Annotated in this window: 21 protein-coding genes; 17 read left to right on the forward strand and 4 right to left on the reverse strand. The window is 56.4% G+C overall.

The annotated features are described in order from the left end of the window. Positions 1-144: 144 nt before the first annotated feature. Positions 145-1,344, reverse strand: coding sequence for a tyrosine--tRNA ligase (gene tyrS / locus ACT3TR_RS15850; RefSeq protein ID WP_444625824.1), 1,200 nt, complete (start codon positions 1,342-1,344; stop codon positions 145-147). Positions 1,345-1,473: 129 nt separating this feature from the next. Here tyrS and ACT3TR_RS15855 point away from each other — a divergent pair, with 129 nt between their 5' ends. Continuing rightward, entirely contained in the window at positions 1,474-2,616 is a 1,143-nt protein-coding gene (locus tag ACT3TR_RS15855) for an anhydro-N-acetylmuramic acid kinase (RefSeq protein ID WP_444625823.1), read from the forward strand. 47 nt (positions 2,617-2,663) lie between these two features. Here the strand turns inward: ACT3TR_RS15855 and ACT3TR_RS15860 are convergent, their stop codons facing one another. Beyond that, a complete protein-coding gene (locus ACT3TR_RS15860) occupies positions 2,664-3,707 on the reverse strand; it encodes a type IV pilus twitching motility protein PilT (RefSeq protein ID WP_444625822.1) in 1,044 nt (347 codons plus the stop codon). Between the two features lie 32 nt (positions 3,708-3,739). On the opposite strand from ACT3TR_RS15860, the gene ACT3TR_RS15865 reads away from it, so the two are divergent. The 5 genes from ACT3TR_RS15865 to metW all read left to right on the forward strand — a co-directional run bounded on the left by ACT3TR_RS15865 (position 3,740) and on the right by metW (position 7,877). Next, a complete protein-coding gene (locus ACT3TR_RS15865; RefSeq protein ID WP_441685339.1) occupies positions 3,740-4,456 on the forward strand; it encodes a YggS family pyridoxal phosphate-dependent enzyme in 717 nt (238 codons plus the stop codon). A 75-nt stretch (positions 4,457-4,531) separates the two neighbouring features. Next, complete coding sequence (gene proC / locus ACT3TR_RS15870) at positions 4,532-5,356, forward strand: pyrroline-5-carboxylate reductase (RefSeq protein WP_444625821.1); 825 nt, start codon at positions 4,532-4,534, stop codon at positions 5,354-5,356. A 38-nt stretch (positions 5,357-5,394) separates the two neighbouring features. Then, positions 5,395-5,988: a YggT family protein gene (locus tag ACT3TR_RS15875; RefSeq protein ID WP_096276186.1), complete on the forward strand. Its 594-nt coding sequence runs from the start codon at positions 5,395-5,397 to the stop codon at positions 5,986-5,988. A gap of 84 nt (positions 5,989-6,072) precedes the next feature. Then, entirely contained in the window at positions 6,073-7,284 is a 1,212-nt protein-coding gene (gene metX / locus ACT3TR_RS15880; protein ID WP_444625820.1) for a homoserine O-succinyltransferase MetX, read from the forward strand. Continuing rightward, complete coding sequence (metW, locus tag ACT3TR_RS15885; RefSeq protein ID WP_441672411.1) at positions 7,284-7,877, forward strand: methionine biosynthesis protein MetW; 594 nt, start codon at positions 7,284-7,286, stop codon at positions 7,875-7,877. Before metX ends, metW begins: the two co-directional genes overlap by 1 nt. On the opposite strand, the gene sfsA is transcribed toward metW, so the two are convergent. Continuing rightward, a complete protein-coding gene (sfsA, locus tag ACT3TR_RS15890; protein ID WP_444625819.1) occupies positions 7,824-8,612 on the reverse strand; it encodes a DNA/RNA nuclease SfsA in 789 nt (262 codons plus the stop codon). The two genes, metW and sfsA, sit on opposite strands and share 54 nt — an antisense overlap. Next, the gene (locus ACT3TR_RS15895) at positions 8,609-9,769 is read right to left on the reverse strand and encodes an aminotransferase class I/II-fold pyridoxal phosphate-dependent enzyme (protein ID WP_444625818.1); all 1,161 of its coding nucleotides are present in this window, start codon (positions 9,767-9,769) and stop codon (positions 8,609-8,611) included. The genes sfsA and ACT3TR_RS15895 overlap by 4 nt, the downstream gene beginning before the upstream one ends. Positions 9,770-9,965: 196 nt before the next feature. Here ACT3TR_RS15895 and dksA point away from each other — a divergent pair, with 196 nt between their 5' ends. The 11 genes from dksA (at position 9,966) to ACT3TR_RS15950 (ending at position 22,366) form a co-directional block, all read left to right on the forward strand. After that, positions 9,966-10,403 carry an RNA polymerase-binding protein DksA gene (gene dksA / locus ACT3TR_RS15900; protein ID WP_007111809.1) on the forward strand — a complete coding sequence of 146 codons (438 nt, stop codon included), beginning with the start codon at positions 9,966-9,968 and terminating at the stop codon, positions 10,401-10,403. 109 nt (positions 10,404-10,512) lie between these two features. Continuing rightward, positions 10,513-11,406: a tRNA glutamyl-Q(34) synthetase GluQRS gene (gene gluQRS / locus ACT3TR_RS15905; RefSeq protein WP_444625817.1), complete on the forward strand. Its 894-nt coding sequence runs from the start codon at positions 10,513-10,515 to the stop codon at positions 11,404-11,406. A 42-nt stretch (positions 11,407-11,448) separates the two neighbouring features. After that, positions 11,449-11,625: a hypothetical protein gene (locus ACT3TR_RS15910; protein ID WP_007111811.1), complete on the forward strand. Its 177-nt coding sequence runs from the start codon at positions 11,449-11,451 to the stop codon at positions 11,623-11,625. Further along, positions 11,615-14,563 (forward strand): ATP-binding protein, encoded by a 2,949-nt coding sequence (locus ACT3TR_RS15915; RefSeq protein WP_444625816.1) that lies wholly within the window; start codon positions 11,615-11,617, stop codon positions 14,561-14,563. The genes ACT3TR_RS15910 and ACT3TR_RS15915 overlap by 11 nt, the downstream gene beginning before the upstream one ends. Next, entirely contained in the window at positions 14,541-15,929 is a 1,389-nt protein-coding gene (locus tag ACT3TR_RS15920) for a sigma-54-dependent transcriptional regulator (RefSeq protein WP_444625815.1), read from the forward strand. Before ACT3TR_RS15915 ends, ACT3TR_RS15920 begins: the two co-directional genes overlap by 23 nt. A gap of 873 nt (positions 15,930-16,802) precedes the next feature. Next, positions 16,803-18,191: a polynucleotide adenylyltransferase PcnB gene (gene pcnB, locus ACT3TR_RS15925; RefSeq protein ID WP_096276202.1), complete on the forward strand. Its 1,389-nt coding sequence runs from the start codon at positions 16,803-16,805 to the stop codon at positions 18,189-18,191. A 6-nt stretch (positions 18,192-18,197) separates the two neighbouring features. Further along, complete coding sequence (folK, locus tag ACT3TR_RS15930) at positions 18,198-18,695, forward strand: 2-amino-4-hydroxy-6-hydroxymethyldihydropteridine diphosphokinase (RefSeq protein ID WP_444625814.1); 498 nt, start codon at positions 18,198-18,200, stop codon at positions 18,693-18,695. Positions 18,696-18,841: 146 nt separating this feature from the next. Next, a complete protein-coding gene (gene panB, locus ACT3TR_RS15935; protein ID WP_444625813.1) occupies positions 18,842-19,633 on the forward strand; it encodes a 3-methyl-2-oxobutanoate hydroxymethyltransferase in 792 nt (263 codons plus the stop codon). 83 nt (positions 19,634-19,716) lie between these two features. Continuing rightward, positions 19,717-20,589 (forward strand): pantoate--beta-alanine ligase, encoded by an 873-nt coding sequence (panC, locus tag ACT3TR_RS15940; RefSeq protein ID WP_444625812.1) that lies wholly within the window; start codon positions 19,717-19,719, stop codon positions 20,587-20,589. Positions 20,590-20,617: 28 nt separating this feature from the next. After that, complete coding sequence (gene panD / locus ACT3TR_RS15945) at positions 20,618-20,998, forward strand: aspartate 1-decarboxylase (RefSeq protein ID WP_096276210.1); 381 nt, start codon at positions 20,618-20,620, stop codon at positions 20,996-20,998. Positions 20,999-21,187: 189 nt separating this feature from the next. Next, positions 21,188-22,366, forward strand: a complete 1,179-nt coding sequence (locus ACT3TR_RS15950; RefSeq protein WP_444625811.1) for an acetyl-CoA C-acetyltransferase — start codon at positions 21,188-21,190, stop codon at positions 22,364-22,366. Positions 22,367-22,401 lie beyond the last annotated feature (35 nt).

The following is a 22,401-nucleotide window of genomic DNA, read 5'->3' on the forward strand; positions in this document are numbered from 1 at the left end:
TTGAAAACGCTAACCTGCTGACAAACCGAAGGTTTTCACCTTCACCCACCGCTGGTAACGCTAGGCGTCCCCGGCAGCGGATGCGTACTTTACGGACTCGCTGACGGGTTGGCAAGGGCTCTGGTGAAAATAAGCACAAAAAGTTCACACAAGCGTCACACGGGCGTAACGCTTCTTGCCCGCCTGAATCACATAGCTGCTTCCCGTGGCCAGCATTGCGTCTTTAGCAACGACGTTGCCATCTACTTTAACGCGTCCGTTACCCAGCATATCTTTAGCCTGGGCGCTGTTATTGGCCAGCCCTGCTCTGTTTAGGATCGCGCCTATTGGTGCCTGCTCATTGCCTTCAAAATCCACCGTCACTTCTGGCAGATCGTCTGGCAGCTCACCATCCGCCAACTGATTACCCGCTGATTTGTGAGCATTGGCCGCAGCTTCCTCACCGTGATAGCGGGCAATTAACTCACGCGCCAGCTCCATTTTCACATCACGGGGGTTGGCGCCCTGCTCAACGGCGTCTTTCAGCGCTTGAATTTCTTGGTTAGATTTTAACGAAAGAAGTTCAAAGTAGCGCCAGATCAAACTATCTGGCATGGAAACCAGCTTATTGAACATAGAACCAGGCGCTTCATCGACACCAATGTAGTTGCCCAGCGACTTCGACATCTTCTGCACGCCGTCTAAACCCTCAAGCAGCGGCATGGTGATGACCACCTGAGGCTCCTGGCCGAAATGCTTTTGTATCTCACGACCCATCAGCAGGTTAAACTTCTGATCGGTACCGCCAAGTTCAATATCGGCCTCAAGCGCGACTGAGTCATAGCCCTGTACCAACGGGTAAAGGAACTCGTGAATAGCAATCGACTGATTGGCCTTGTAGCGCTTCTCAAAGTCATCACGCTCAAGCATGCGCGCAACGGTGCTCTGAGCGGCAAGCTCAATCATTTTGGCGGCGGTCAGCTCGCCAAACCACTCGGCGTTAAAGCGCACCTCCGTTTTTTCGGGATCAAGGATTTTAAACACCTGCGCCTTATACGTTTCAGCGTTGGCTTTAACGTCCTCTTCGGTAAGCGGCTTACGGGTAACGTTCTTTCCAGTGGGATCACCGATACGCCCGGTGAAGTCACCAATCAGAAAGATGACCGTATGTCCTAAGTCCTGAAACTGGCGCATTTTGGTCAGCAGAACGCTGTGCCCCAAGTGCAGGTCAGGGGCCGTGGGATCAAAACCCGCTTTAATACGCAACTTGCGGCCTGAGGCTAACTTCTGTTTTAACTCGTCCTCTACCAGGATTTCTTGCGTACCGCGCGACAGCAGCGCTAAAGCCTGATCCACCTCACTCATTGCCTCTCTCCACTATAAAAAAACCGCCCTTGCCGGGCTCAGGTGATAAATAGCCGACGATGTTACCATGCTCGCTCGCCTTGGTTGAGCCTTGGCTGAGACTTCGCCCTGCTTTGCACGAGTTAGCTTATGAAAACGCCTACTGCTTCGTCGCCGCTTTATTATATTGGCCTGATGTCCGGCACCAGCCTGGACGGGATTGATGCCGCACTGATCGCTATCGAAGGTGATTCACCACCACACTTAGTGGCAACGCATGCCGAACCCATGCCTGACGCGCTGCATCATCTGCTGCTCTCGCTTTGTCATGCCAAGCAGGTCAGCTTTGCACAGCTTGCAGCCGCTGAGCATGCGTTCTGCCAGTCACAGGCCCAAGCCGTTCAACGTTTGTTGGCGCCACTCTCGATAAGCCATGCGCAGATCAGTGCTATTGGCAGCCACGGCCAAACCATTGAGCATGCGCCTCTAGGTCACAACGGCGGCCCGGCGTACACCCTCCAGATGGATAATCCGAGCCTGCTGGCTGAACTTACCGGCTGCACCGTTGTTGCTGACTTTCGGCGCCGCGACTTAGCCGCCGGTGGCCAGGCTGCCCCGCTAGCCCCCGCCTTCCATCAGGCTCTATTTGGCAGAGCCAGCGCACATCAGCTGGTGCTTAACCTAGGCGGCTTTGCCAATCTAACGTGGCTATCCAGCCAGCCGACAGACCCGGTGATTGGCTTTGATACCGGCCCTGCCAACGCATTGCTGGACGGCTGGTTTGCGCGGCACCAAGGCGGGCGCTTTGATCAGGACGGCGCCTGGGCCGCAAGTGGAACAATAGATAACGCGCTGTTGGTTCGGCTGCTCTCAGAACCCTTTTTCCAGCAGCCGCCGCCGCGCAGCACGGGGCGCGAGCTATTTCATATGGCGTGGTTAGAAAAACATCTCAGCGGCCAGGAAGCCGCCGAAGATGTACAGGCGACATTGGCCGAGCTCACTGCGGTTAGCGTTGCCCAGGGCATTACCCACTTAAAAATCCATGACGGCCCGCTCACGCTTATCACCGCTGGCGGCGGCGCTCATAACACCTACTTGATGCAGCGTCTTGCCTATCATCTACCGGGGGCAACGTTCACATCCCCCGCAGCACACGGCTGGCCTGAGGATTGGATCGAAGCAGGCGCCTTTGCTTGGCTGGCTCACCAGCGGTTACACCATTTGCCGGGCAACTTGCCATCGGTCACCGGTGCAGCAGGCCCACGGGTACTCGGCGGCATTTACGCAGGCTGATTCCCGCCACACGTAAACACCGTGACGAAAGTGCGCGCACTGTTGCGCTATGACACCTGCAGAGCGTGCGCTCCTTTGGCCTGCAATTGCGCCTCTTCTGCGCTCACTAAGCCTTTTTTTACTAGCTGAGCGAGCGCAAAGTCTAGCGTTTGCATACCCAGACTTCCGCCGGTTTGAATAGCCGAATAGATTTGCGCCGTTTTGTCTTCCCGAATTAAGTTGCGCACTGCCGACGTGGCGACGAGCACTTCGTGAGCCGCTACGCGCCCGCCGCCCTGACGCTTAAGCAACGTTTGCGACACTACCGCTTGGAGCGATTCAGAAAGCATCGAACGCACCATGGTTTTTTCGTCGCCAGGAAAAACATCGATAATGCGGTCAACGGCTTTAGCCGCCGAGGTGGTATGCAGCGTACCCAGCACCAGATGCCCCGTTTCTGCCGCGGTCAGCGCTAGGCGAATAGTCTCTAAATCGCGCAACTCACCGACCAGGATCACATCTGGGTCCTCGCGTAGCGCGCTGCGCAGCGCATCTGCAAAACTATGCGCATCGCGGTGCACTTCGCGCTGATTAACCAAACAGCGCTTGCTTGAATGCTCAAATTCAACCGGATCTTCAATGGTCAGGATGTGCCCATATCGATGGTCATTAATGTGATCAATCATCGCCGCAAGCGTCGTACTTTTACCCGACCCGGTCGGCCCGGTGACTAATACCAGCCCGCGCGGCAGCATGGCTAAGCGCTCAAACATCTCACCCAGCCCCAGAGCCTGCATAGGCAGCACCTGGCTAGGTATAATACGAAACACGGCTCCCGCGCCGCGGGCTTGAGTGAACGCATTAACGCGAAAGCGTGCGATGCCCGGCATTTCAAACGAAAAATCAGTTTCCAGCCTTTCAGCGTAGTCGCGCCGCTGGCGATCATTCATGATGTCGTCAATCAACTTGCGCACACCGTTATTATCGATAGCGGGCACATTGAGCCGACGAATGTCGCCATCAACACGTATCATGGGCGGCAAACCTGCCGAAAGATGCACGTCAGAGGCATTCTGCTTTGCCGAGAATGCTAGCAGTTCGGTAATATCCATCTCTCCTCCCAGCTGCGGTAAGGTGCTTGAGTATGTCAGACATCGCGCTTAACGAGTCGCTCGCCCATTCATATGAACAAGCGTGTGAACGCCTGCGCCAAGCGCTAGAGGACGCAGAGCGGGCTCCGAACGCTGCGGCGCTATTGGCCGTCAGCAAAACGAAACCGGCAGCGATGATTCGTCAGGCCTGGCAGCTTGGCCAGCGTGAGTTTGGTGAAAACTACCTGCAAGAAGCCCTAGAAAAACAGGCCGAGCTGGCGGACCTTGAAGGCCTTGTATGGCATTTTATTGGGCCATTGCAATCCAACAAAACCCGCGCCGTCGCCGAGCATTTTGACTGGGTGCACAGCGTCGACCGGTTAAAAATCGCCCAGCGCCTTAACGAACAGCGCCCGGCGCACCTTGCACCCCTCAATATTTGCCTACAGGTTAATATTAGCCACGAAGATAGCAAAGCGGGTGTATTGCCGGAAGCACTGGAAGCGCTAGCACGCGACGTTGCCACGCTGCCAAACCTGCGCCTGCGCGGTTTAATGGCGATTCCTGCCCCGGCGGAAACGCTAGCCGCCCAGCGCCAGCCAATGGCCGCGCTGCGTGAGGCGTTAACGGCTCTACAGAGCCAATTGCCTGAGACGCCCCTTAATACGCTTTCGATGGGCATGAGCGACGACTTAGAAGCGGCAGTACTGGAGGGCGCTACGCTGGTGCGTTTAGGCACCGCCATTTTTGGTGCCCGCCAGAGGGCTTAAGCGAACCACAACTAGCCGGCTGCCTACTGCAGCCCACTCTTTCACTGAGCCAACGTTTATTAAAGGACACCTAGAATGGCGAGTAAAATTACCTTTATTGGAGCCGGCAATATGGCGAGCGCCATTATCGGCGGACTAATCGACAGCGGCGCGGCGCCCTCTACCATCACCGCCACTGCACCTAATGACAAAGAGCTGGCAACGCTGGCAAAGCGTCTGGGCATACACACAACGACAGATAACAATGCGGCAGTCGCCGATGCAGACGTCGTGGTATTAGCGGTAAAGCCTCAAATTATGCGCAGCGTATGCGAAAATTTGCGCGACAGCGTTCAGCGTCAGCAGCCGCTCGTTATCTCGATTGCAGCCGGCCTTGATGCAGGCACTATCGACCGCTGGCTAGGCGATCACAATGCCATGGTACGCTGCATGCCCAATACGCCATCGCTGGTGGGCTACGGCGCCAGCGGCCTTTATGCCAATGCCAAGGTAAGCGATGCACAGCGCGACGTGGCTACTCAGCTTATGGAAGCGGTAGGCATTGTGGAATGGGTTGAAGAAGAAGCGCTGCTGGATGCCGTCACCGCCGTTTCGGGCAGTGCACCGGCCTACTTCTTTTTGATGTTCGAGGCCATGGAAGAGGCGGCGGTTAAGCTCGGCCTACCCGCCGCCACCGCGCGCCGGCTCGCTATTCAAACAGCGCTGGGTGCCGCCACCATGGCACAGCAGAGTGACAAAGACCCGGCGACATTGAAGAACAATGTCATGTCACCCGGAGGCACCACCGAGCGTGCCATTGCGCACATGGAAACGGCACAATTGCGCACCACCATTGCCGATGCTATGCAGGCCTGCGCCGATCGTGCTCAGGCTATGGCCAAAGAACTTAGCGGCGACTAAAGAACCGTTCAGCAACGAATCACCAAGGAGACATCATAATGGGCAACGGATTAGGCAGTGCAGGGTTAATGTTGGTCAACACACTGATCAATATTTATCTGTTCTTACTCATGCTGCGCTTTCTGCTGCAGGCGTCACGGGCGGATTACTACAACCCGCTAAGTCAGTCGGTGGTTAAGATCACTCAGCCGCTGGTCGGCTTATTTCAGAGCTTTTTAGGCCCCGTGGCCGGTCGCTTTGATCTTGCAACGCTCGCCGCTGGCTTCGTGTTAAAAGTAGTCAGCATCATCGCTATTTTCATGGTCATCGGTATCGGCATGCCGCCTATTCCAGGGCTATTAATAGCGGGTATCGCCGCCTTGGCGAATGCGATTTTAAAAATCTACTTCTTCGCCATGATTGTGATGATTATCTTGAGCTGGGTAGCTCCCAATGCCAGCCACCCGGGTGCTCTATTGGTAATGCAGTTGGTAGAACCGATTATGGCACCGGTGCGCAAAGTAGTTCCTGCACTTGGCATGATCGACCTCTCGCCTATCGTCGTGTTTATTGCCATTAACCTAATCGATAGCTTGATCGTTGGTTCGATGATTCGTGCTGCCGGCATTTCCGGCGCGCTAGTCGGGCTGTGATAGCGGCCCAACCCATTTTCATCATGGATTCGATCAGCAGGGTCTATTCAGCCGCACTCTTAATTAGCAGGACTCGCGCCTTCAATGCCTGATTCAGATACGCTTGCGTTTGCAGACCGGCCGACGGGCTCCGTCGGCCTTGTTACTCCGCACGTGGCACGCTTCGACACGCCGCTCGCCCTGGCTTGCGGCAAAGTACTGCCTGCTTACGAGCTGATTTACGAAACCTACGGCACGCTGAACGCTGAGCGCAGTAACGCAGTATTGATTTGCCACGCGCTCTCCGGCCACCACCACGCGGCGGGCTACCATAGAGAGGAAGATCGTAAACCCGGCTGGTGGGATGCCCATATCGGCCCCGGCAAGGCGATCGATACCAACCGTTTTTTTGTTGTATCGCTCAACAACTTAGGCGGCTGCCATGGTAGCACCGGTCCCGTGAGCCACAACCCCGAAACCGGCCGCCAGTGGGGGCCGGAATTTCCCATGGTGACCGTTAGCGATTGGGTCGCCAGCCAGGCGCAGCTTGCCGATCATCTGGGCATTGAGCGCTGGGCGGCAGCGGTGGGCGGCAGCCTTGGCGGGATGCAGGTAATGCAGTGGACCATGACCTACCCAGAGCGCGTCGCCAACGCGGTGGTGATTGCCGCAACGCCCCGACTCTCGGCGCAAAATATTGCCTTTAACGAAGTGGCTCGCCAGGCGATTCGCTCTGATCCTGAGTTCTTCGACGGCTGGTACGCTGAGCATGACACGGTGCCTAAGCGTGGTCTGAAGCTGGCACGCATGGTGGGCCATATTACCTACTTGTCAGAAGACGCCATGGGCAGCAAGTTTGGGCGCGACCTGCGTAGTGATGATCTCAACTTCGGTTTTGACGTTGAGTTCCAGGTGGAGTCCTACTTGCGCTATCAAGGCGATACATTCTCCACCGCCTTTGACGCCAACACCTATCTGCTGATGACGAAAGCACTCGACTACTTTGACCCTGCCGCCACCCAAGGGGGCGACTTTGCCAAAGCCTTAGCGCCTGTCCAGTGTCCGTTTTTGATTGTTAGCTTCACCACCGACTGGCGCTTTCCGCCGTCGCGCTCGCGCGAGCTGGTGGATGCGCTTACTCGGGCGGGTAAATCAGTCAGCTATGCCAATATCGACTCGCCCCATGGCCACGATGCTTTCTTACTCTCAGAGCCACGTTACGATGCCATTTTAAGCGCCTTCATGAGCCGCGCTGCCGGCGAGCTTCATCTCAACGAGCTGGGCATCAATGTGCTGGGCAAAGAGGAGACGCCATAATGCGCGCCGATCTTGAACTGATTTACGACTGGGTGCCCGAAGGATCACACGTGCTTGATCTTGCCTGTGGCAACGGCGATTTGCTCGAGAGCCTAGCGCGCAATAAGGGCGTCACCGGCTATGGGTTAGAAATTGATCATGACGGCATCAACGCCTGCGTGGCGCGCGGCGTTAGCGTCATAGAGCACAACCTAGACGATGGCTTAAGCAGCTTCTGCGATAACAGCTACGATCAAGTAATCATGACTCAAGCGCTGCAGGCGCTGCGTCGCCCAGACAAGATGCTGGATGAAATGCTGCGGGTCGCCGAAGAAGGGATTATTACGTTTCCCAACTTTGCTTATTGGCGACACCGCATCCATTTAGGCCTGCGCGGCTATATGCCGGTATCGAAGTCGCTGCCTCACGCCTGGTACGACACGCCCAACATCCACCTCTCGACGTTCAATGACTTTGAGCACCTATGTCGCGAGAAAGGCTTGGTCATTGTTGATCGCGCCGTGGGCGTTGGGGACCATCAGGGGCACTGGAAATCACGGCTATGGCCCAATCTGTTTGGTGAAATTGCCATCTTCCGCGTTCGGCGCCGCTAGCCTCTCAATCCGCACGGGCAGATCACGGCTTAACCTCACCCCGCTGGGGCAACCCTGTTCCCGTATCACGTCAATACCATAGGCCAGCACCTCCACTCCGCTGGCCGAGGCCTGCGCTAGGGCCGCTGCATAGGTCGCATCAATATGCGCAGCGGCGGCCACGTCAGCAATACCTTCGTGAGCCACGCAAAATAGCAGCACTGCTCGCTCGCCCTGCTCAGCGATCGCCCGCAAGGTATGCAGATGCTTGGTGCCGCGCACGCTCACCGAGTCAGGAAAGTAGCCGTGGCCGTCCGATTCTTTGAGGGTGACCTGCTTCACTTCGATATACACCCGCCCCCGTTCAGGATCTTCAAGCATAAAATCAAGCCGCGCATCGGCCACTTTCACCTCACGACGCAGCGTGGCGTAGCCCGCCAAGGGCGCTAAACGCCCGTCGTTTAGCGCCACCTCCACTATTCGGTTAGCACGGCCGGTATGCACAGAAGCAAGCGCCACCTGCCCATCGGCTTGCGGTAGCTCAATAAACTCCCAGGTCCAGGCAAGCTTACGCTTAGGGTTATCGCTGGGTGAAAGCCACACGCGGCAGCCCGGCACGCTCACCGCTTTCATCGACCCCGTATTAGGGCAGTGCGCCACGACCTCACGACCATCATCTAAACGAACATCGGCAAGAAATCGCTTGTAGCGCTTGAGTAGCATGCCCGGCACAAGCGCGGGATAGTTAAGCGTCATAGTCGGCTCACAAAACGCGCGATGCGCGCTATGGCTTCTTCAAGACGGGCAACGTCATTAGTGAAGGCAATGCGCACATGGTGTTCGCCACCCCGCACGGCAAAATCAATGCCGGGGGTGATGGCTACATTCTCTTCCTGTAGCAGGCGCTCGCAGAACGCCTGGCTATCGCGGCTGTAGCGGGAAATATCCAGCCATACATAGAAGGCCCCTTGGGGTGGCAGATCCGGCGCCAACCCCAATCTTGCTAAGCCCTCTAACAACACTTTTCGGCGCTGCTTCAAGGTTGCTCGGCGTTGTTCAAGAATACCCCGGCACTCGGGGGTAAAAGCTGCCAACGCCGCATGCTGGGCAGGCGTTGAGGCGGCAAGAAACATATTCTGCGCCAAGCGGGTGAGCGGCTCTATGGCATGTTCGGGCGCCACCAGCCAGCCTAAGCGCCAGCCGGTCATCCCAAAATATTTTGAGAAGCTGTTCACCACAAAAGCATTTGCTGAAAGCGAGGTCGCCGACAGCGGCGCATCGTCATAGTTGAGGCCTTGATAAATTTCATCAACAATCACCTCACCTTCACGCTCGGCGACCGCGGCCAGCACGGCACAAAGCTGCTCAGCGCTCAGGGTGTGGCCAGTCGGGTTAGAAGGCGAGGCCAGCATCGCTAGGCTCGTCTCCTTGCGCCAGTGCTCGGCAACCAGCGCGGCGTCTAGCTGCCAGCCACTCTCGCGCCCCACCGACACCGCATCAATCTCAGCGCCCGCTAACGCCATAAAGTGGCGGTTACAGGGATAGTTAGGGTCGGCCATCAGCACTCGCGAGCCGGTTTCAACTAATAGCTGACTGGCTAACAGTAGCGCCCCCGATGCGCCGGGCGTTACCAATATGCGCGCAGGGTCAACCGCGGCATTGAAATGCTCAGCGCAATGCTCCGCAATCGCTTGACGCAGGGCGGGCAGCCCAGCCGCCGGCGTGTAGCGGGTTTGGCCATTGGCAAGCGCTTGCTGCCCGGCGGCCACAATCGGCTCCGGAGTAGCGAAATCCGGCTCGCCAACTTCCAGATGAATCACATCGTGGCCAGCGGCTTCTCGCGCCTGAGCCATTTCCAGCAAATGCATGACCCGAAAAGGGGCAACGTGATCGACACGTGAATTCCAGGCCATAACGGCTCCTTCACCAAGCTATTATTAACGTCACTTAAAACATGGCACTCGCCACATTCTATGCAAGACCATGGTCGCAAAATCACTATTATGCTTGCAACGTCGCCATTTTTCAGATAAACAAGCATCCCTTTGGCGTGAGATCGTGACATAGGCTCATGGTCGATCAGTAGTCACATATGTAAGGGGCAGTCCCATGCCAGTAGCAGAAAAGAAACCGGAAGCGTCCAAGTCCTTCACTCCGTATGAGCCAGCACCGGGTGAAGAGTATATGAACGAGCAGCAGCTAGCGCACTTCCGACAGCTGCTGCTGGATTGGAAACAGGATCTCATGGAAGAGGTGGATCGCACAGTACGCCACCTGCAAGAAGATGCTAACAATTACGCCGACCCCGCGGACCGCGCGACTCAGGAAGAAGGCTTTAGCCTGGAACTGCGCACTCGGGATCGCGAGCGTAAGTTGCTCAAAAAAATTAACGAGACTCTGGATAATATTGACGACGACGATTATGGCTTCTGCGAAGCCTGCGGCGTTGAAATTGGTATTCGCCGTCTTGAAGCCCGCCCCACTGCCACGCTTTGCGTGGATTGCAAAACGTTGGCGGAACTCAAAGAGAAGCAGCTCGGCGGCTGATCTCTAGAGCGGTGTTTTAAAGAATGCTCTACGTGAACGCGGGCACCTTCGGGTGCCCGTTTTTGTTAACGACGAGGCGCTTGCCTGTACCCCCTAGGACAATGCTGATATGCCCTCCTCTGCTCGCTACCGTGGCCGCTTTGCCCCAACGCCTTCAGGCCCGCTGCACTTTGGATCACTCGTCGCCGCCGTAGGCAGCTACTTAGACGCCCGTGCGGCTCACGGACAGTGGCTGGTGCGCATTGAAGATATCGATCCTCCCCGCTGCCCCCAGGGCGCAGCGAGTACTATTTTGCGCCAACTAGAAACGTTCGGCCTGGCGTGGGATGAAGCGGTCATGTGGCAGCACGCCCGTGGCGAGGCGTATCAACATGGGCTAGAGCAGCTTCTCAAGCTAGGCCAGGCCTATCCCTGCAGCTGTTCTCGCAAGCAGTGGCAAGGGCACGACATCTACCCCGGCTGGTGTCGCAACGGCGTATGCGCCCCCACCAAGCCAGCGGCCTGGCGGCTGCGTAGCGACCGCGGCGAACGCCCTATCCGCTGGCATGACCGGCTATTTGGTGAACAGCAGCTTGACCCAATCACGCTAGGCGATGTGGTATTAAAGCGCAAAGATGGCCTGTGGGCGTATCAGCTTGCCGTTATCGTCGATGACGCCGAGCAACAAATTACTGACATTGTACGGGGAGTAGATCTTCTGGATAACACTCCTTGGCAATGCCAGCTGCAAATCGCCCTTCAGCTACCGCGGCCTCGCTATTTGCACTTGCCTCTAATCGTGACCGCTGAAGGCCAAAAGCTTTCAAAACAAAACTTAGCCCCCGCGCTGGCAACGGATGACCACGGTGTCCGCCTGCAGCTCTTTCAGGCGCTACAAGCACTTGACCAAGCACCACCTAAGGCGCTTGGCGATGAACCACCGTCGACTCAGTTACACTGGGCAGTAGCAAACTGGTCACCGGCGCAGCTGCGCCCCACGGCTCATCGCCGAACGCCAGCTTAATATCCTTGTGACTATCTTTTCCAATACCCACAGGAGAGTGACATGTACGTCTATCGCATCATGCTGTTTTTGGTGTTTGGCGGTTATTTACTCTCTCCGCTGCTTATGAATGGCTGGAGCGACCCAGAGGCCGCCTGGTACCGGCCGTTTGCAATTTGGGGCGGGCTAATTGCCTTGACGCTCTGGCTAGAGCAAAAGAGAAAGCTTGATGAACGCTGAGTTAATCGGAGTATTAGCGCTCGGCCTGGGCTACTTGGCCCTGCTGTTCGGCTGCGGTTTTGCCGTTGAGCGCGGCTGGGTGCCGGTGCGCATTACCCGCCATCCCGTTGTTTACACGCTTGCGCTAGGCGTTTATGCCAGCGCCTGGGCAATTTACGGCAGCCTGGAAATGGCGGCCAGCGCGGGGTTTGGCTTTCTTGCTTACTACCTAGGCGCCGCTGGCGCCTTCCTGCTCGCGCCCGTGCTGCTGGTGCCCATCCAGCGCATTACGCGTACCTATCAGTTAACGTCACTAGCTGACCTATTTGCTTTTCGCTTTCGCTCTCGGTGGGCGGGCACGCTGGTCACGGTCGTCAGTCTGCTGGCAGTATTGCCGCTGCTGGGTATTCAAGTACAAACGCTGAGCAATGCCATTAATATTATGACGGCCAGCCAGGCAGGGAGTAGCGTTGCGCTGCTTTTTTGCGCGCTCATTGCCGCTTTTGCGGTAATTTTCGGCGCACGTCATAGTCAAGCGCATGACCGCCACGATAGCCTGCTCAGCGCCATCGCGTTTGAATCCATCGTCAAACTGCTGGCCATGCTGGGGTTAGGGGCAGTGGCGCTATGGATGGTCTTCGACGGCCCTGGCGATCTGCAGCTGTGGCTGGAAGGGCCCGGCGCGATACTTCAACAGCAAACCCCACAGCTTGATCCTGCGCAGTGGCGCACCCTGCTGCTGCTGTTCTTTGCCGCGGCGTTTATGATGCCGCATCTTTTCCATATCAGCTTCTCAGAAAGCTTATCGCGGCACACCCTGCTACAGGCCAGCTGGGCGTTACCGCTGTTTCTATTGCTCATGGCGCTACCCGTACCGGTAATTTGGTGGGCCGCACAGTCGGTCAATCCCGACATCCCCATAACGGCCTATGCCGCCTATTTGATGACGGAACACTGGTGGGTCGGCGCGCTTGCATTTATCGGCGGGCTAGCCGCCGCCTCCGGCACGATGATGATGATCGCGCTGGCGCTCTCCGGCATGGTGCTCAACCACATTGTATTAGTGGCAAGACCCCCTGAAGCACGCAGTGATCTTTACGGCTGGCTACTATGGCTGCGGCGTGGCCTGGTGGTCGCGGTGATTATCAGTGGCTGGCTGTTCTATCAGTGGATAGGCCGCCACCACGGCTTAATTGGGCTGGGGTTAGCTGCGTTTGTGGGCATGGCCCAGTGCTTGCCAGGCATGCTGGCACTACTTTATTGGCCGGGCGCTAATCGTAAAGGCATGATTGTAGGGCTGGTCGCTGGCGTCAGCGTATGGCTTTGGGGCCTTTGGCTACCTCTCATTCTTTCACTGCCCTTACCACCGCTGCCTTCAACGCCCCTCACGACTGCTGATTCGCCGCTGTGGTATAACGTTACGCTGCTTTCTTTAGCCGTTAATATTCTGCTGCTAATCGTCATATCACTCTTTACACGTATCTCTGAAGGCGAGCGCTCTGCCGCCGAAGCATGTTCGGTCGATGCGGTTATCCGCTCTAAGCGCTCTCCATTAGAAGCCGCCACGGCTAACGACTTTGCCACCCATTTGGCGCAGGCGATCGGCGACGAAGCGGCGCAGCGCGAAGTTGCCCGTGCTTTAAAGGCACTCAACTTTACGCCTCAAGAGCGTCGACCCTACGCGCTGCGCCGCTTACGCGATCGCATTCAAGCGAATCTCTCGGGCCTAATGGGGCCGTCGGTCGCGCGAGACATCGTTGATCGCTACCTGCCTTATCGCCATGACGACGCCCCAGAAACCGACGACATTCATTTTGTCGAAAGCCGACTGGAAGCTTATCGCTCGCGGCTAACGGGGCTAGCCCGCGAGCTCGACGGCCTGCGCCGCCACCATCGTCAAACGCTGGCCTACCTGCCCGTTGGGCTTTGTGTGCTGGGCGATGACGACGAGCTGCTAATGTGGAATCAGGCGCTTTCACAGCTCTCAGGCATTGGCGGTGAAAGCGTGATAGGTTCGCGCCGCGATAGTCTCCCAGCCCCCTGGCCAAGTTTGCTGGGCAGCGTGCTCGACGCAACGCCAGGCCCACTCTACAAACAGGCCGTCACGCTGCACGAAAAAGACTACTTTTTAACTCTGCATAAAGCCGTTCTAAGCGGCCACGATAGCCGTGGTGGCAGCGTTATTTTGATAGAAGATCATACTGAAATGAAGTGGCTGGAAGATGAGCTGGTACATGCGGCACGCTTAGCTTCGATCGGCCAGCTAGCTGCGGGCGTTGCCCATGAAATCGGCAATCCGATTACCGGCATTTCATCATTGGCGCAGAATCTTCGCTACGACACCAACGACCCGGCGCTGCTGGAAACGGCGGACCAAATCCAACAGCTAACCCAGCGAGTAACTAAAATCGTCAACTCCTTGGTTGGCTTTGCCCACGGCGGGCGCCAAGCAACACCGCCCCCCGCTTCACCGGTGACGCTTTCATCGATTAGCGAAGATGCATTGCACTTGATCCACCTCGCCCGCTCGGGAGAGGATGTCACCTTGTCTAATGATACGCCCGAGAACGTAGTGGTCCGTGGTGATGCGCAGCGCTTGACGCAGGTGATGGTCAACCTGCTCAGCAATGCTCGAGATGCCTGCGACCAAGGCGGGCAGGTCCATATTGATGCAGGCGCCCATCAACAGCTTGCCTGGTGGCGAATAACCGATAACGGCCAGGGTATCGACCCCAGGGTACGCGACCACTTATTTGAACCGTTTACGACCACCAAGCCAGCAGGTGAAGGCACCGGCTTGGGCCTGTCGCTGGCGTATCAAATTATCAATGAACACCAGGGTAAAATAGACGTGGCCTCGCCACCGCCCGGACAGCCTCGCGGCACTGCCATTACATTATGGTTGCCGCTTTACCAACAGGATGATCAGCCAGCCCATGCCCAGGATTCTGATTGTTGAAGATGAAGCGATTATTCGCAGCGCGTTGAAGCGGTTGCTAGAACGCAACGACTATATGGTCAGCGAAGCAGGCAGCGCTGAGGAAGCCTGCAAGCTTGAGCTCACAGGGTTCGATCTCATCATCAGCGACCTGCGTCTGCCCGGCGAACAAGGCATCACTCTGATTGCCAAAGCGGCGCCTGTGCCGGTATTGATTATGACCAGTTACGCAAGCATGCGCTCAGCGGTAGAGTCGCTGAAACTGGGTGCCATCGACTACGTCGCTAAGCCATTTGACCACGCTGAGCTACTCGAAACCGTCGAGCGCATCCTCCACCAGCAGGCGATGCAGCAGAGCCCGCCACCCGACATCACTGACGCAGGCGGCGGTCGACAAACCATGATTGGCAACTGCATTGCCATGCAGCAGGTGTATACCCGCATTCGAAAAACCGCACCCGCCGATGTCACCGTGCTGATTCTAGGCGAGTCAGGCACTGGTAAAGAGCTGGTAGCGCGGGCCATTCATCAGCAAAGCAAACGTGCCAAAGCGCCGCTGATCAGCGTTAACTGTGCAGCGATTCCAGAAACGCTGATCGAATCTGAGCTATTCGGGCATGAAAAAGGTGCCTTTACCGGCGCCAGTGCTGCGCGCACCGGCCTGGTAGAAGCTGCCGACGGCGGGACCCTGTTTCTGGATGAGATTGGTGAGCTGCCGCTAGACGCCCAGGCACGTTTACTTCGCGTGCTTCAAGAGGGTGAAATCCGCAAAATTGGCTCGGTGGAAACCCGTCACGTTAACGTCCGTTTAATCGCCGCCACTCACCGCGACCTACGGGAGCTGTCGAAAACCGGCGAGTTTCGCCTCGACCTTTACTACCGATTGAATGTCATGCAGATAGAGCTGCCGCCGCTGCGCGAGCGAGAAGATGATGTCCTCGAAATCGCCGACATCCTGCTCGACAAGGCATGTAAACGCCATGAGCGCACGGGCCTGCGGCTGTCCCGCGCTGCCCGACAAGATCTGCGCGACTATCCATGGCCCGGCAACGTGCGCGAGCTAGAAAATGCGCTTGAACGCGGCGTTATTCTCGCTGAAGGGCACCTTATTCATCCTGATGATCTTGGGCTAGCGCCGACCTCCGCACGCGTCCATGCACCATCCGCTATTGCCTCAGCGGCCAACGGTGAGGTAGATAAAAGCGTTGAAGAGAATGAAGACGATCTCTCTTTAGAGGACTATTTTCAGCACTTTGTGCTAGAGCACCAGGACCAAATGAGCGAAACCGAGCTGGCGCAAAAACTTGGCATTAGCCGGAAAAACCTTTGGGAGCGGCGCCAAAGGCTTGGCATTCCGCGCAAAAAGACCGCTCGTCGCCCAGGCTAACCACCTGGGCATTGGCTTGACGCCAGCCTCCTTACGACTATTGTCTAATATTCTGATTTAAATAAGAAATATCTAACTTTATACGCTGCTAACACTGTTACCTTCCCACACAACGTCGCCCACAAACGGGAGCAAAAGGGGTAACACTTCTTGCTAGAAAAAGTTCCTCGACAATTTAAAAAATGCCAACCTTCTGAAACTTATCATTTATCTAAGAGGTGGCACAGCGACTGCAATATTACTGGGTAAGAAAAACAAACTGGGCATAGCGGTAGGTCACCAACAAAAACAACATGACCTTGCCACCACCTGAGCCATAACAAATACAACAGGGCCAGGTAGAGATAACGGCACTAATAACAACAACAGGCTTGAATCTCATCACTTGCTAGCGCAGGCAAGACAGGCGCTGAGAACAATAATAAACACAGTAAGTAGCCCGAAAGGACGCGACGTACACAGCAGCTTGCATACTAACAATAACAATAGCAGTCAGGTGTACACCCCGGCGCCAACAATAATTCCCCGGGGTAAGAAAAAGTTCGCGGTTGGATTATTGTTTTGAATACGAGGCGGTCGGAACTAACGTGATCCTTACGCCTACCGACTGCGGTGCGTATTCAGAGCGATGTGCCATCATGAATAAAAACAGCAGCATGGACGCTGATTCACTGCTTTATAGGGGAGGCTCTCTTAGCCTCCCCTTTCCGTATTTGAGGATTGAGTTAGCACACGCTAGCGTCAAGTGCTTTGCAAGCTCAAAGGGGTCGGCTACACTCATCCACTAACTGTTTTTATTGAGTACTTATTTGAAGTGCTTTGTAGCAACTATTGACGACCATTTCTTCGTACCCTGCGAGTTGAAATCATCGCATGTTTAAAGGATTTACCCGTTTCCTACACAGTCCGGGGGAGCAATTGAAAACGTTGCTCGATCCCCAAGAGAGTTCTACCACTGCCCTCTCTCCACGCCATATTCCTCGGTCCGAGCATCCTGTTTCTCGCCAGCAAATTAGCGATGCCGCACTAAAAGTGCTTTATCGGCTGAGCGGCGCAGGTTATGACGCCTATCTGGTAGGCGGATGCATTCGCGATGCGCTGCTGGGCAAGATGCCCAAAGACTTCGATGTGGCCACCAACGCTACACCCGAACAGGTACGTGATCTGTTTCGTAACTCGCGCCTGATCGGCCGCCGTTTTCGGATTGTCCATGTGCGCTTTGGCCGCGAGGTCATTGAAGTCACCACCTTCCGTGGCAAACCCCAAGACGAGCATAGCGACCATATTGCCCATCAGTCCGATGAGGGCTTACTGCTGCGCGACAACGTATGGGGCAATATCGAAGAGGATGCGGTGCGCCGCGACCTCACCGTGAACGCGCTCTACTACAACATCGCTGACTTCAGTATCACCGATTTTGCCAACGGCGTGCGTGACATTGAAACCCGCACCCTGCGCCTGATTGGCGACCCGGCTACACGCTATCGTGAAGACCCGGTGCGGATGCTGCGCGCGGTACGGTTTGCGGCCAAGCTGGACTTCACGATAGACCCAGCCACTGAAGCCCCGATGTATGAACAGGCATCGCTGCTGCTACAGATTCCTCCCGCACGCTTGTTCGATGAAGTACTCAAGCTGTTTATGTCGGGCTACGGCTTAGTCGCGTTTCGTCTGCTCAGTCATTACGGCCTGTTCGGCATGCTGTTCCCCGAAGCCGAAGAAGCGATGGTCGATGCTGCCTGGGCAGAAGAGCTGATTGAGCAAGCGCTCACCAATACCGACAAGCGGATTGCTGAAGAGCGCCCGGTTACGCCTGCATTTCTGCTGGCGGCCTTCCTTTGGGCGCCGGTTAAGCATCGTATGGAAGAGCTAGAGCAAGAGGGCATGGCGGCCATTCCCGCACTACAGGCGGCCGCTCAACAGGTGGTATCTCGCCAGTTAGAGCACACCTCGATTCCCAAGCGCTTCGGCATCCCCATGCGCGAAATTTGGGAGCTACAGCAACGCCTACCCCAACGACGCGGCAAGAAAGCCTTCCAGACCCGCGAGCATCCGCGCTTTAGGGCGGGTTACGACCTACTATTGCTACGTGAACAGGCTGGCGAAATACCGCGTGGCTTAGGCGACTGGTGGACTGCCTTCCAGCGCGGCGATGAACATGAACAGCGCCGCTTGCTGCAAAAAGTGGGTGGCGATCCGGCCAGCCAGGGTGATCGTCGCCGTAAAAAACGGCGGAAACCGCGCAGCCAAGATCCAGAGTAGCCAGCAATGCCGATCCAACTCGCCTATATTGGCCTAGGCAGCAATCTAGCGTCACCCGTTGAACAGGTTCGCCAAGCGCTGAACGGGCTCGCTGGGCTGCCATTGAGCCGGTTAGTGATAGCTTCATCGCTCTACGCCAGCCGCCCCGTTGGACCGCAAGATCAACCGGACTTTATCAACGCCGTGGCGGCGCTGGAAACCAGCCTCTCGCCACTGGCGCTGCTTGATCAGCTCCAAGCGCTAGAACAGCAGCACCAACGCCGTCGCCAGCGTCATTGGGGCCCACGCACGCTGGATCTTGATCTGCTCGTCTACGGCGATCAGCACATCGAAACCCCGCGCCTATGCGTTCCACATCTACAGATGACCCAGCGAGCGTTTGTGCTGGCACCGCTGGCAGAAATTGCGCCTGCACTCCTACTGCATCATAAGCCGCTCACTGCGTGGCTTGGCCAGATATCCAACCCCGGCATTCAGCGGTTAGTTGAAGACGCGCCCTCGTAAACTGTTACTTTTTTACCCAAATCTCGACAGCGCGCGCGCAATCAGGTAACAATCACGGTATCGCAGCACGCAACTATTTAAGACTGCGCTAATAATGGTCGATCGCCTATGCAGCGCTGGCCTCACGCACACGATGAGAGCATGCCATGAAAACCGTTACCCTAAGCACGCTGCAAGCCTATAAGCAGGCGGGTGAAACGTTTAGCTGCCTGACTGCTTACGATGCCTCCTTTGCCCATGCGGCAAGCCAAGCCGGTATTGACGTGCTTTTGGTCGGCGATTCGCTAGGCATGGTGCTACAAGGCCACAACAGCACCTTGCCTGTCACCATGGAAGACATCATTTATCACACGCGCTGTGCCGCTCGCGGTAAAGGCCATAGCCTGCTGATGGTTGACCTGCCCTTTATGAGCAACATTTCAACCGAGCGCCTATTGGTAGATGCCGGTGCGCTGATGCGCGCTGGAGCCGAACTTGTGAAGCTTGAAGGCGAAGCGTGGATGGCCGAAGGCATTCGTGAACTCACACGCCGCGGCGTGCCGGTATGCGCGCACCTTGGCCTAACACCGCAAACCGTTCACCAGCTCGGCGGCTATAAAGTACAGGGGCGCGACGCCGCTAACGCTGAGCGAATCATCAATGATGCCAAGGTGCTTGCCGATGCGGGCGCTGCGGTCATTTTGCTTGAGTGCGTGCCCGCCAGCCTAGGCAAAGCAGTAACAGAAGCACTGGATGTGCCGGTAATTGGCATCGGTGCAGGACCGGACACCGATGGCCAGATTCTCGTCATGCACGATGTGCTTGGCGTAACTCATGGCCGTACGCCACGCTTTGTGAAGAACTTTATGGCAGAGGCCGATAGCATCCAAACGGCTTTCCAGCACTATCATGAGGCCGTTAAAAACCGCACCTTCCCAGCGCCAGAGCATTGCTTTTAAAACATTTTTTTAAAAGAACATTTTTAGAAGCCGGCTCGATTAGCCCGCCATCTCTTTTATTTTGTTAATAACGCGAAACGACTATGCGCACTTTGCGAGATATTGATCAGTTACGTAGCATCCTGCGAGAGCATCGCCTACGCGGCCAGCGCATCGCCCTGGTACCCACAATGGGTAATCTTCATGCCGGCCACCTAGCGCTGATCGCCTGTGCCCGAAAGCACGCCGACATTGTGGTTGCGAGCCTATTTGTGAACCCGATGCAGTTTGGCCCAGGTGAGGATTTAGACGGCTACCCGCGGACCTTCAGCGCTGACCAAACGCAGCTGAGCGATGCAGGCTGCGACGTCCTGTTTTCCCCGACCGTCAGCGCGCTGTACCCAAACGGGTTAGATGCCCAGACGCGTGTCCATGTGCCCGTCGTGGGCGAAGGGCTGTGTGGCGGCTCGCGTCCCGGGCATTTTGACGGCGTTTCCACCGTCGTCAGCATGCTGTTTAATCTCGTACAGCCCGACATTGCCTGCTTTGGAGAGAAAGATTACCAGCAGCTCGCGGTAATCCGTAAAATGGTGCGCGATCTTCACATGCCGATCGACATCATCGGTGTGCCGATTGTGCGTGCTGATGATGGCTTAGCGCTCTCCTCGCGCAATGGCTACTTGAGTAAGCAAGAGCGCGCTGCAGCACCGGCGCTTTATCGCACTCTGTGTTCGCTGCGCGATGCCCTGGAGCGCGGCGCCCCGGTAGAGGCCGCCTTGCAGCAAGGCACAGCCGAGCTCAGCGACGCTGGTTTTACGCCGGACTATCTTGAACTACGTGAGCTCATGCTCGGCCCGATCAGCGGTGCTACTCATCACTCGGTGCTGCTGGCGGCAGCCAAGCTCGGCCCGGCACGTTTAATCGACAATCTCTGCGTTGAGCTACCGGCTAGCGCTATCAACACCGCTACAAAATAAAAAAATACAGGGAAATAAAGGAGCTCACATGCATACCATTATGCTCAAAGCCAAGCTGCACATGGCCCGCGTCACCCACGCGGTACTTAATTACGAAGGCTCCTGCGCCATCGACGGCGACCTGCTGGATCTGGCCGGCATTCGTGAAAATGAGCAGATTCAGATTTATAACGTCGAAAATGGCGAGCGCTTCACGACCTACGCCATTCGCGGAGAGGAAGGCTCCAAACTAATCTCGATCAACGGTGCCGCTGCCCACCTGGCGGCTCCTGGTCATCGCATCATTATCTGCAGCTATGCTCACTACTCACAAGCCGAACTGGCCTGCCATCAGCCCGCGCTGGTCTACCTACAAGAAGGTAATGACGTTAGCCACACCAGCAACATTATTCCAGTGCAGTTAGCCTAAGTAGAAGGTGCTAGACAGATTAAGCAGCGGGCCCTGACGTGGCCCGCTTTTATTTGCTTATAAATGCGTATTGCCGCAACGCACACCCTTCCTCTATCCTGAAAGGACGGCTGAGAGTGTCGGCTGACAGAGTACGCCTACCGGGCATCTGGCATCAGACTGTCTGTTATTTACTCCAGGAGTCATTTTATGCAAGAAGTAGTCATTGTTGCGGCACGCCGTACCGCCGTGGGCGCATTCGGCGGCTCTCTCGCGGGCATTCCAGCCAGCGACCTTGGTGCGCTGGTGATCAAAGATATCCTTGCATCTACCGGCGTTGCCCCTGATCAAGTTGACGAAGTGCTGCTAGGCCAAGTGCTCACCGCTGGCGTAGGCCAGAATCCGGCTCGCCAAGCGGCGATTAAAGGAGGCCTGCCAGACTCGGTACCGGCCATGACCATCAATAAAGTCTGCGGCTCAGGTCTTAAAGCGCTTCATCTGGCGGCTCAGGCCATTCGCTGTGGCGACGCTGACATCATTTTGGCAGGCGGCCAGGAGAATATGTCCGCATCACCTCACGTGCTACCCAACTCACGCACCGGACAACGCATGGGTGACTGGAAAGCCATTGATTCCATGGTCCACGATGGCCTGTGGGATGCGTTCAATGACTATCACATGGGTATTACCGCCGAGAATTTAGCCGAGAAATACAGCATCACCCGCGAAGCGATGGATGAATTCGCGGCGTCGTCTCAGCAAAAAGCCGCAGCGGCGATCAAAGAAGGTAAGTTTAAGGGCCAGATCGTGCCGGTGGAAATTCCCCAGCGTAAAGGCGATCCGCTGGTCTTTGATACCGATGAAAATCCGCGAGAAGTCACGGCCGATAAACTCAGCGGCATGCGCCCTGCGTTTAAGAAAGACGGTACGATCACCGCCGGTAACGCGTCGGGGCTGAACGACGGTGCGGCAGTGGTTATGCTCTGCTCCGCTGAAAAAGCCAAGCAGTTAGGCCTTGAGCCGCTGGCGCGCATTGCAGGCTATGCCAACGCTGGGGTAGACCCTGCGATTATGGGCATCGGCCCGGCACCGGCCACCCGCCGCTGTTTAGAAAAAGCTGGCTGGAGCCTGGATGACCTTGATCTTATCGAGGCCAACGAAGCCTTCGCTGCCCAAGCCCTGTCTGTTAATAAAGAGCTAGGCTGGGATGTCAGCAAGGTAAACGTTAACGGTGGCGCCATTGCTATCGGGCACCCTATCGGTGCCTCAGGCTGTCGCGTATTGGTCACACTGCTACACGAAATGATCGCCCGAGACGCCAAGAAAGGCCTAGCGACGCTATGTATCGGCGGCGGTCAGGGTGTAGCGCTTGCCATTGAGCGTCCTTAACGGCCTCGCCTGCGTTATTTAGCTAGCCTCAACAA

This window comes from Halomonas sp. AOP12-B1-6 (assembly GCF_052379225.1).
Classification (GTDB): Bacteria; Pseudomonadota; Gammaproteobacteria; order Pseudomonadales; family Halomonadaceae; genus Vreelandella; species Vreelandella casei.

What these genes read in the sequence shown, in the direction of transcription:
- metX (WP_444625820.1), top strand. Translation starts at nt 6,073, where the DNA reads ATGCCTGATTCAGATACGCTTGCGTTTGCAGACCGGCCGACGGGCTCC.
- sfsA (WP_444625819.1), bottom strand. Translation starts at nt 8,612, where the DNA reads ATGACGCTTAACTATCCCGCGCTTGTGCCGGGCATGCTACTCAAGCGC.
- dksA (WP_007111809.1), top strand. Translation starts at nt 9,966, where the DNA reads ATGCCAGTAGCAGAAAAGAAACCGGAAGCGTCCAAGTCCTTCACTCCG.
- ACT3TR_RS15910 (WP_007111811.1), top strand. Translation starts at nt 11,449, where the DNA reads ATGTACGTCTATCGCATCATGCTGTTTTTGGTGTTTGGCGGTTATTTA.
- proC (WP_444625821.1), top strand. Translation starts at nt 4,532, where the DNA reads ATGGCGAGTAAAATTACCTTTATTGGAGCCGGCAATATGGCGAGCGCC.
- ACT3TR_RS15895 (WP_444625818.1), bottom strand. Translation starts at nt 9,769, where the DNA reads ATGGCCTGGAATTCACGTGTCGATCACGTTGCCCCTTTTCGGGTCATG.
- pcnB (WP_096276202.1), top strand. Translation starts at nt 16,803, where the DNA reads ATGTTTAAAGGATTTACCCGTTTCCTACACAGTCCGGGGGAGCAATTG.
- ACT3TR_RS15860 (WP_444625822.1), bottom strand. Translation starts at nt 3,707, where the DNA reads ATGGATATTACCGAACTGCTAGCATTCTCGGCAAAGCAGAATGCCTCT.
- metW (WP_441672411.1), top strand. Translation starts at nt 7,284, where the DNA reads ATGCGCGCCGATCTTGAACTGATTTACGACTGGGTGCCCGAAGGATCA.
- gluQRS (WP_444625817.1), top strand. Translation starts at nt 10,513, where the DNA reads ATGCCCTCCTCTGCTCGCTACCGTGGCCGCTTTGCCCCAACGCCTTCA.
- tyrS (WP_444625824.1), bottom strand. Translation starts at nt 1,344, where the DNA reads ATGAGTGAGGTGGATCAGGCTTTAGCGCTGCTGTCGCGCGGTACGCAA.
- panB (WP_444625813.1), top strand. Translation starts at nt 18,842, where the DNA reads ATGAAAACCGTTACCCTAAGCACGCTGCAAGCCTATAAGCAGGCGGGT.
- panD (WP_096276210.1), top strand. Translation starts at nt 20,618, where the DNA reads ATGCATACCATTATGCTCAAAGCCAAGCTGCACATGGCCCGCGTCACC.
- folK (WP_444625814.1), top strand. Translation starts at nt 18,198, where the DNA reads ATGCCGATCCAACTCGCCTATATTGGCCTAGGCAGCAATCTAGCGTCA.
- ACT3TR_RS15950 (WP_444625811.1), top strand. Translation starts at nt 21,188, where the DNA reads ATGCAAGAAGTAGTCATTGTTGCGGCACGCCGTACCGCCGTGGGCGCA.
- ACT3TR_RS15855 (WP_444625823.1), top strand. Translation starts at nt 1,474, where the DNA reads ATGAAAACGCCTACTGCTTCGTCGCCGCTTTATTATATTGGCCTGATG.
- ACT3TR_RS15875 (WP_096276186.1), top strand. Translation starts at nt 5,395, where the DNA reads ATGGGCAACGGATTAGGCAGTGCAGGGTTAATGTTGGTCAACACACTG.
- ACT3TR_RS15915 (WP_444625816.1), top strand. Translation starts at nt 11,615, where the DNA reads ATGAACGCTGAGTTAATCGGAGTATTAGCGCTCGGCCTGGGCTACTTG.
- ACT3TR_RS15865 (WP_441685339.1), top strand. Translation starts at nt 3,740, where the DNA reads ATGTCAGACATCGCGCTTAACGAGTCGCTCGCCCATTCATATGAACAA.
- panC (WP_444625812.1), top strand. Translation starts at nt 19,717, where the DNA reads ATGCGCACTTTGCGAGATATTGATCAGTTACGTAGCATCCTGCGAGAG.
- ACT3TR_RS15920 (WP_444625815.1), top strand. Translation starts at nt 14,541, where the DNA reads ATGCCCAGGATTCTGATTGTTGAAGATGAAGCGATTATTCGCAGCGCG.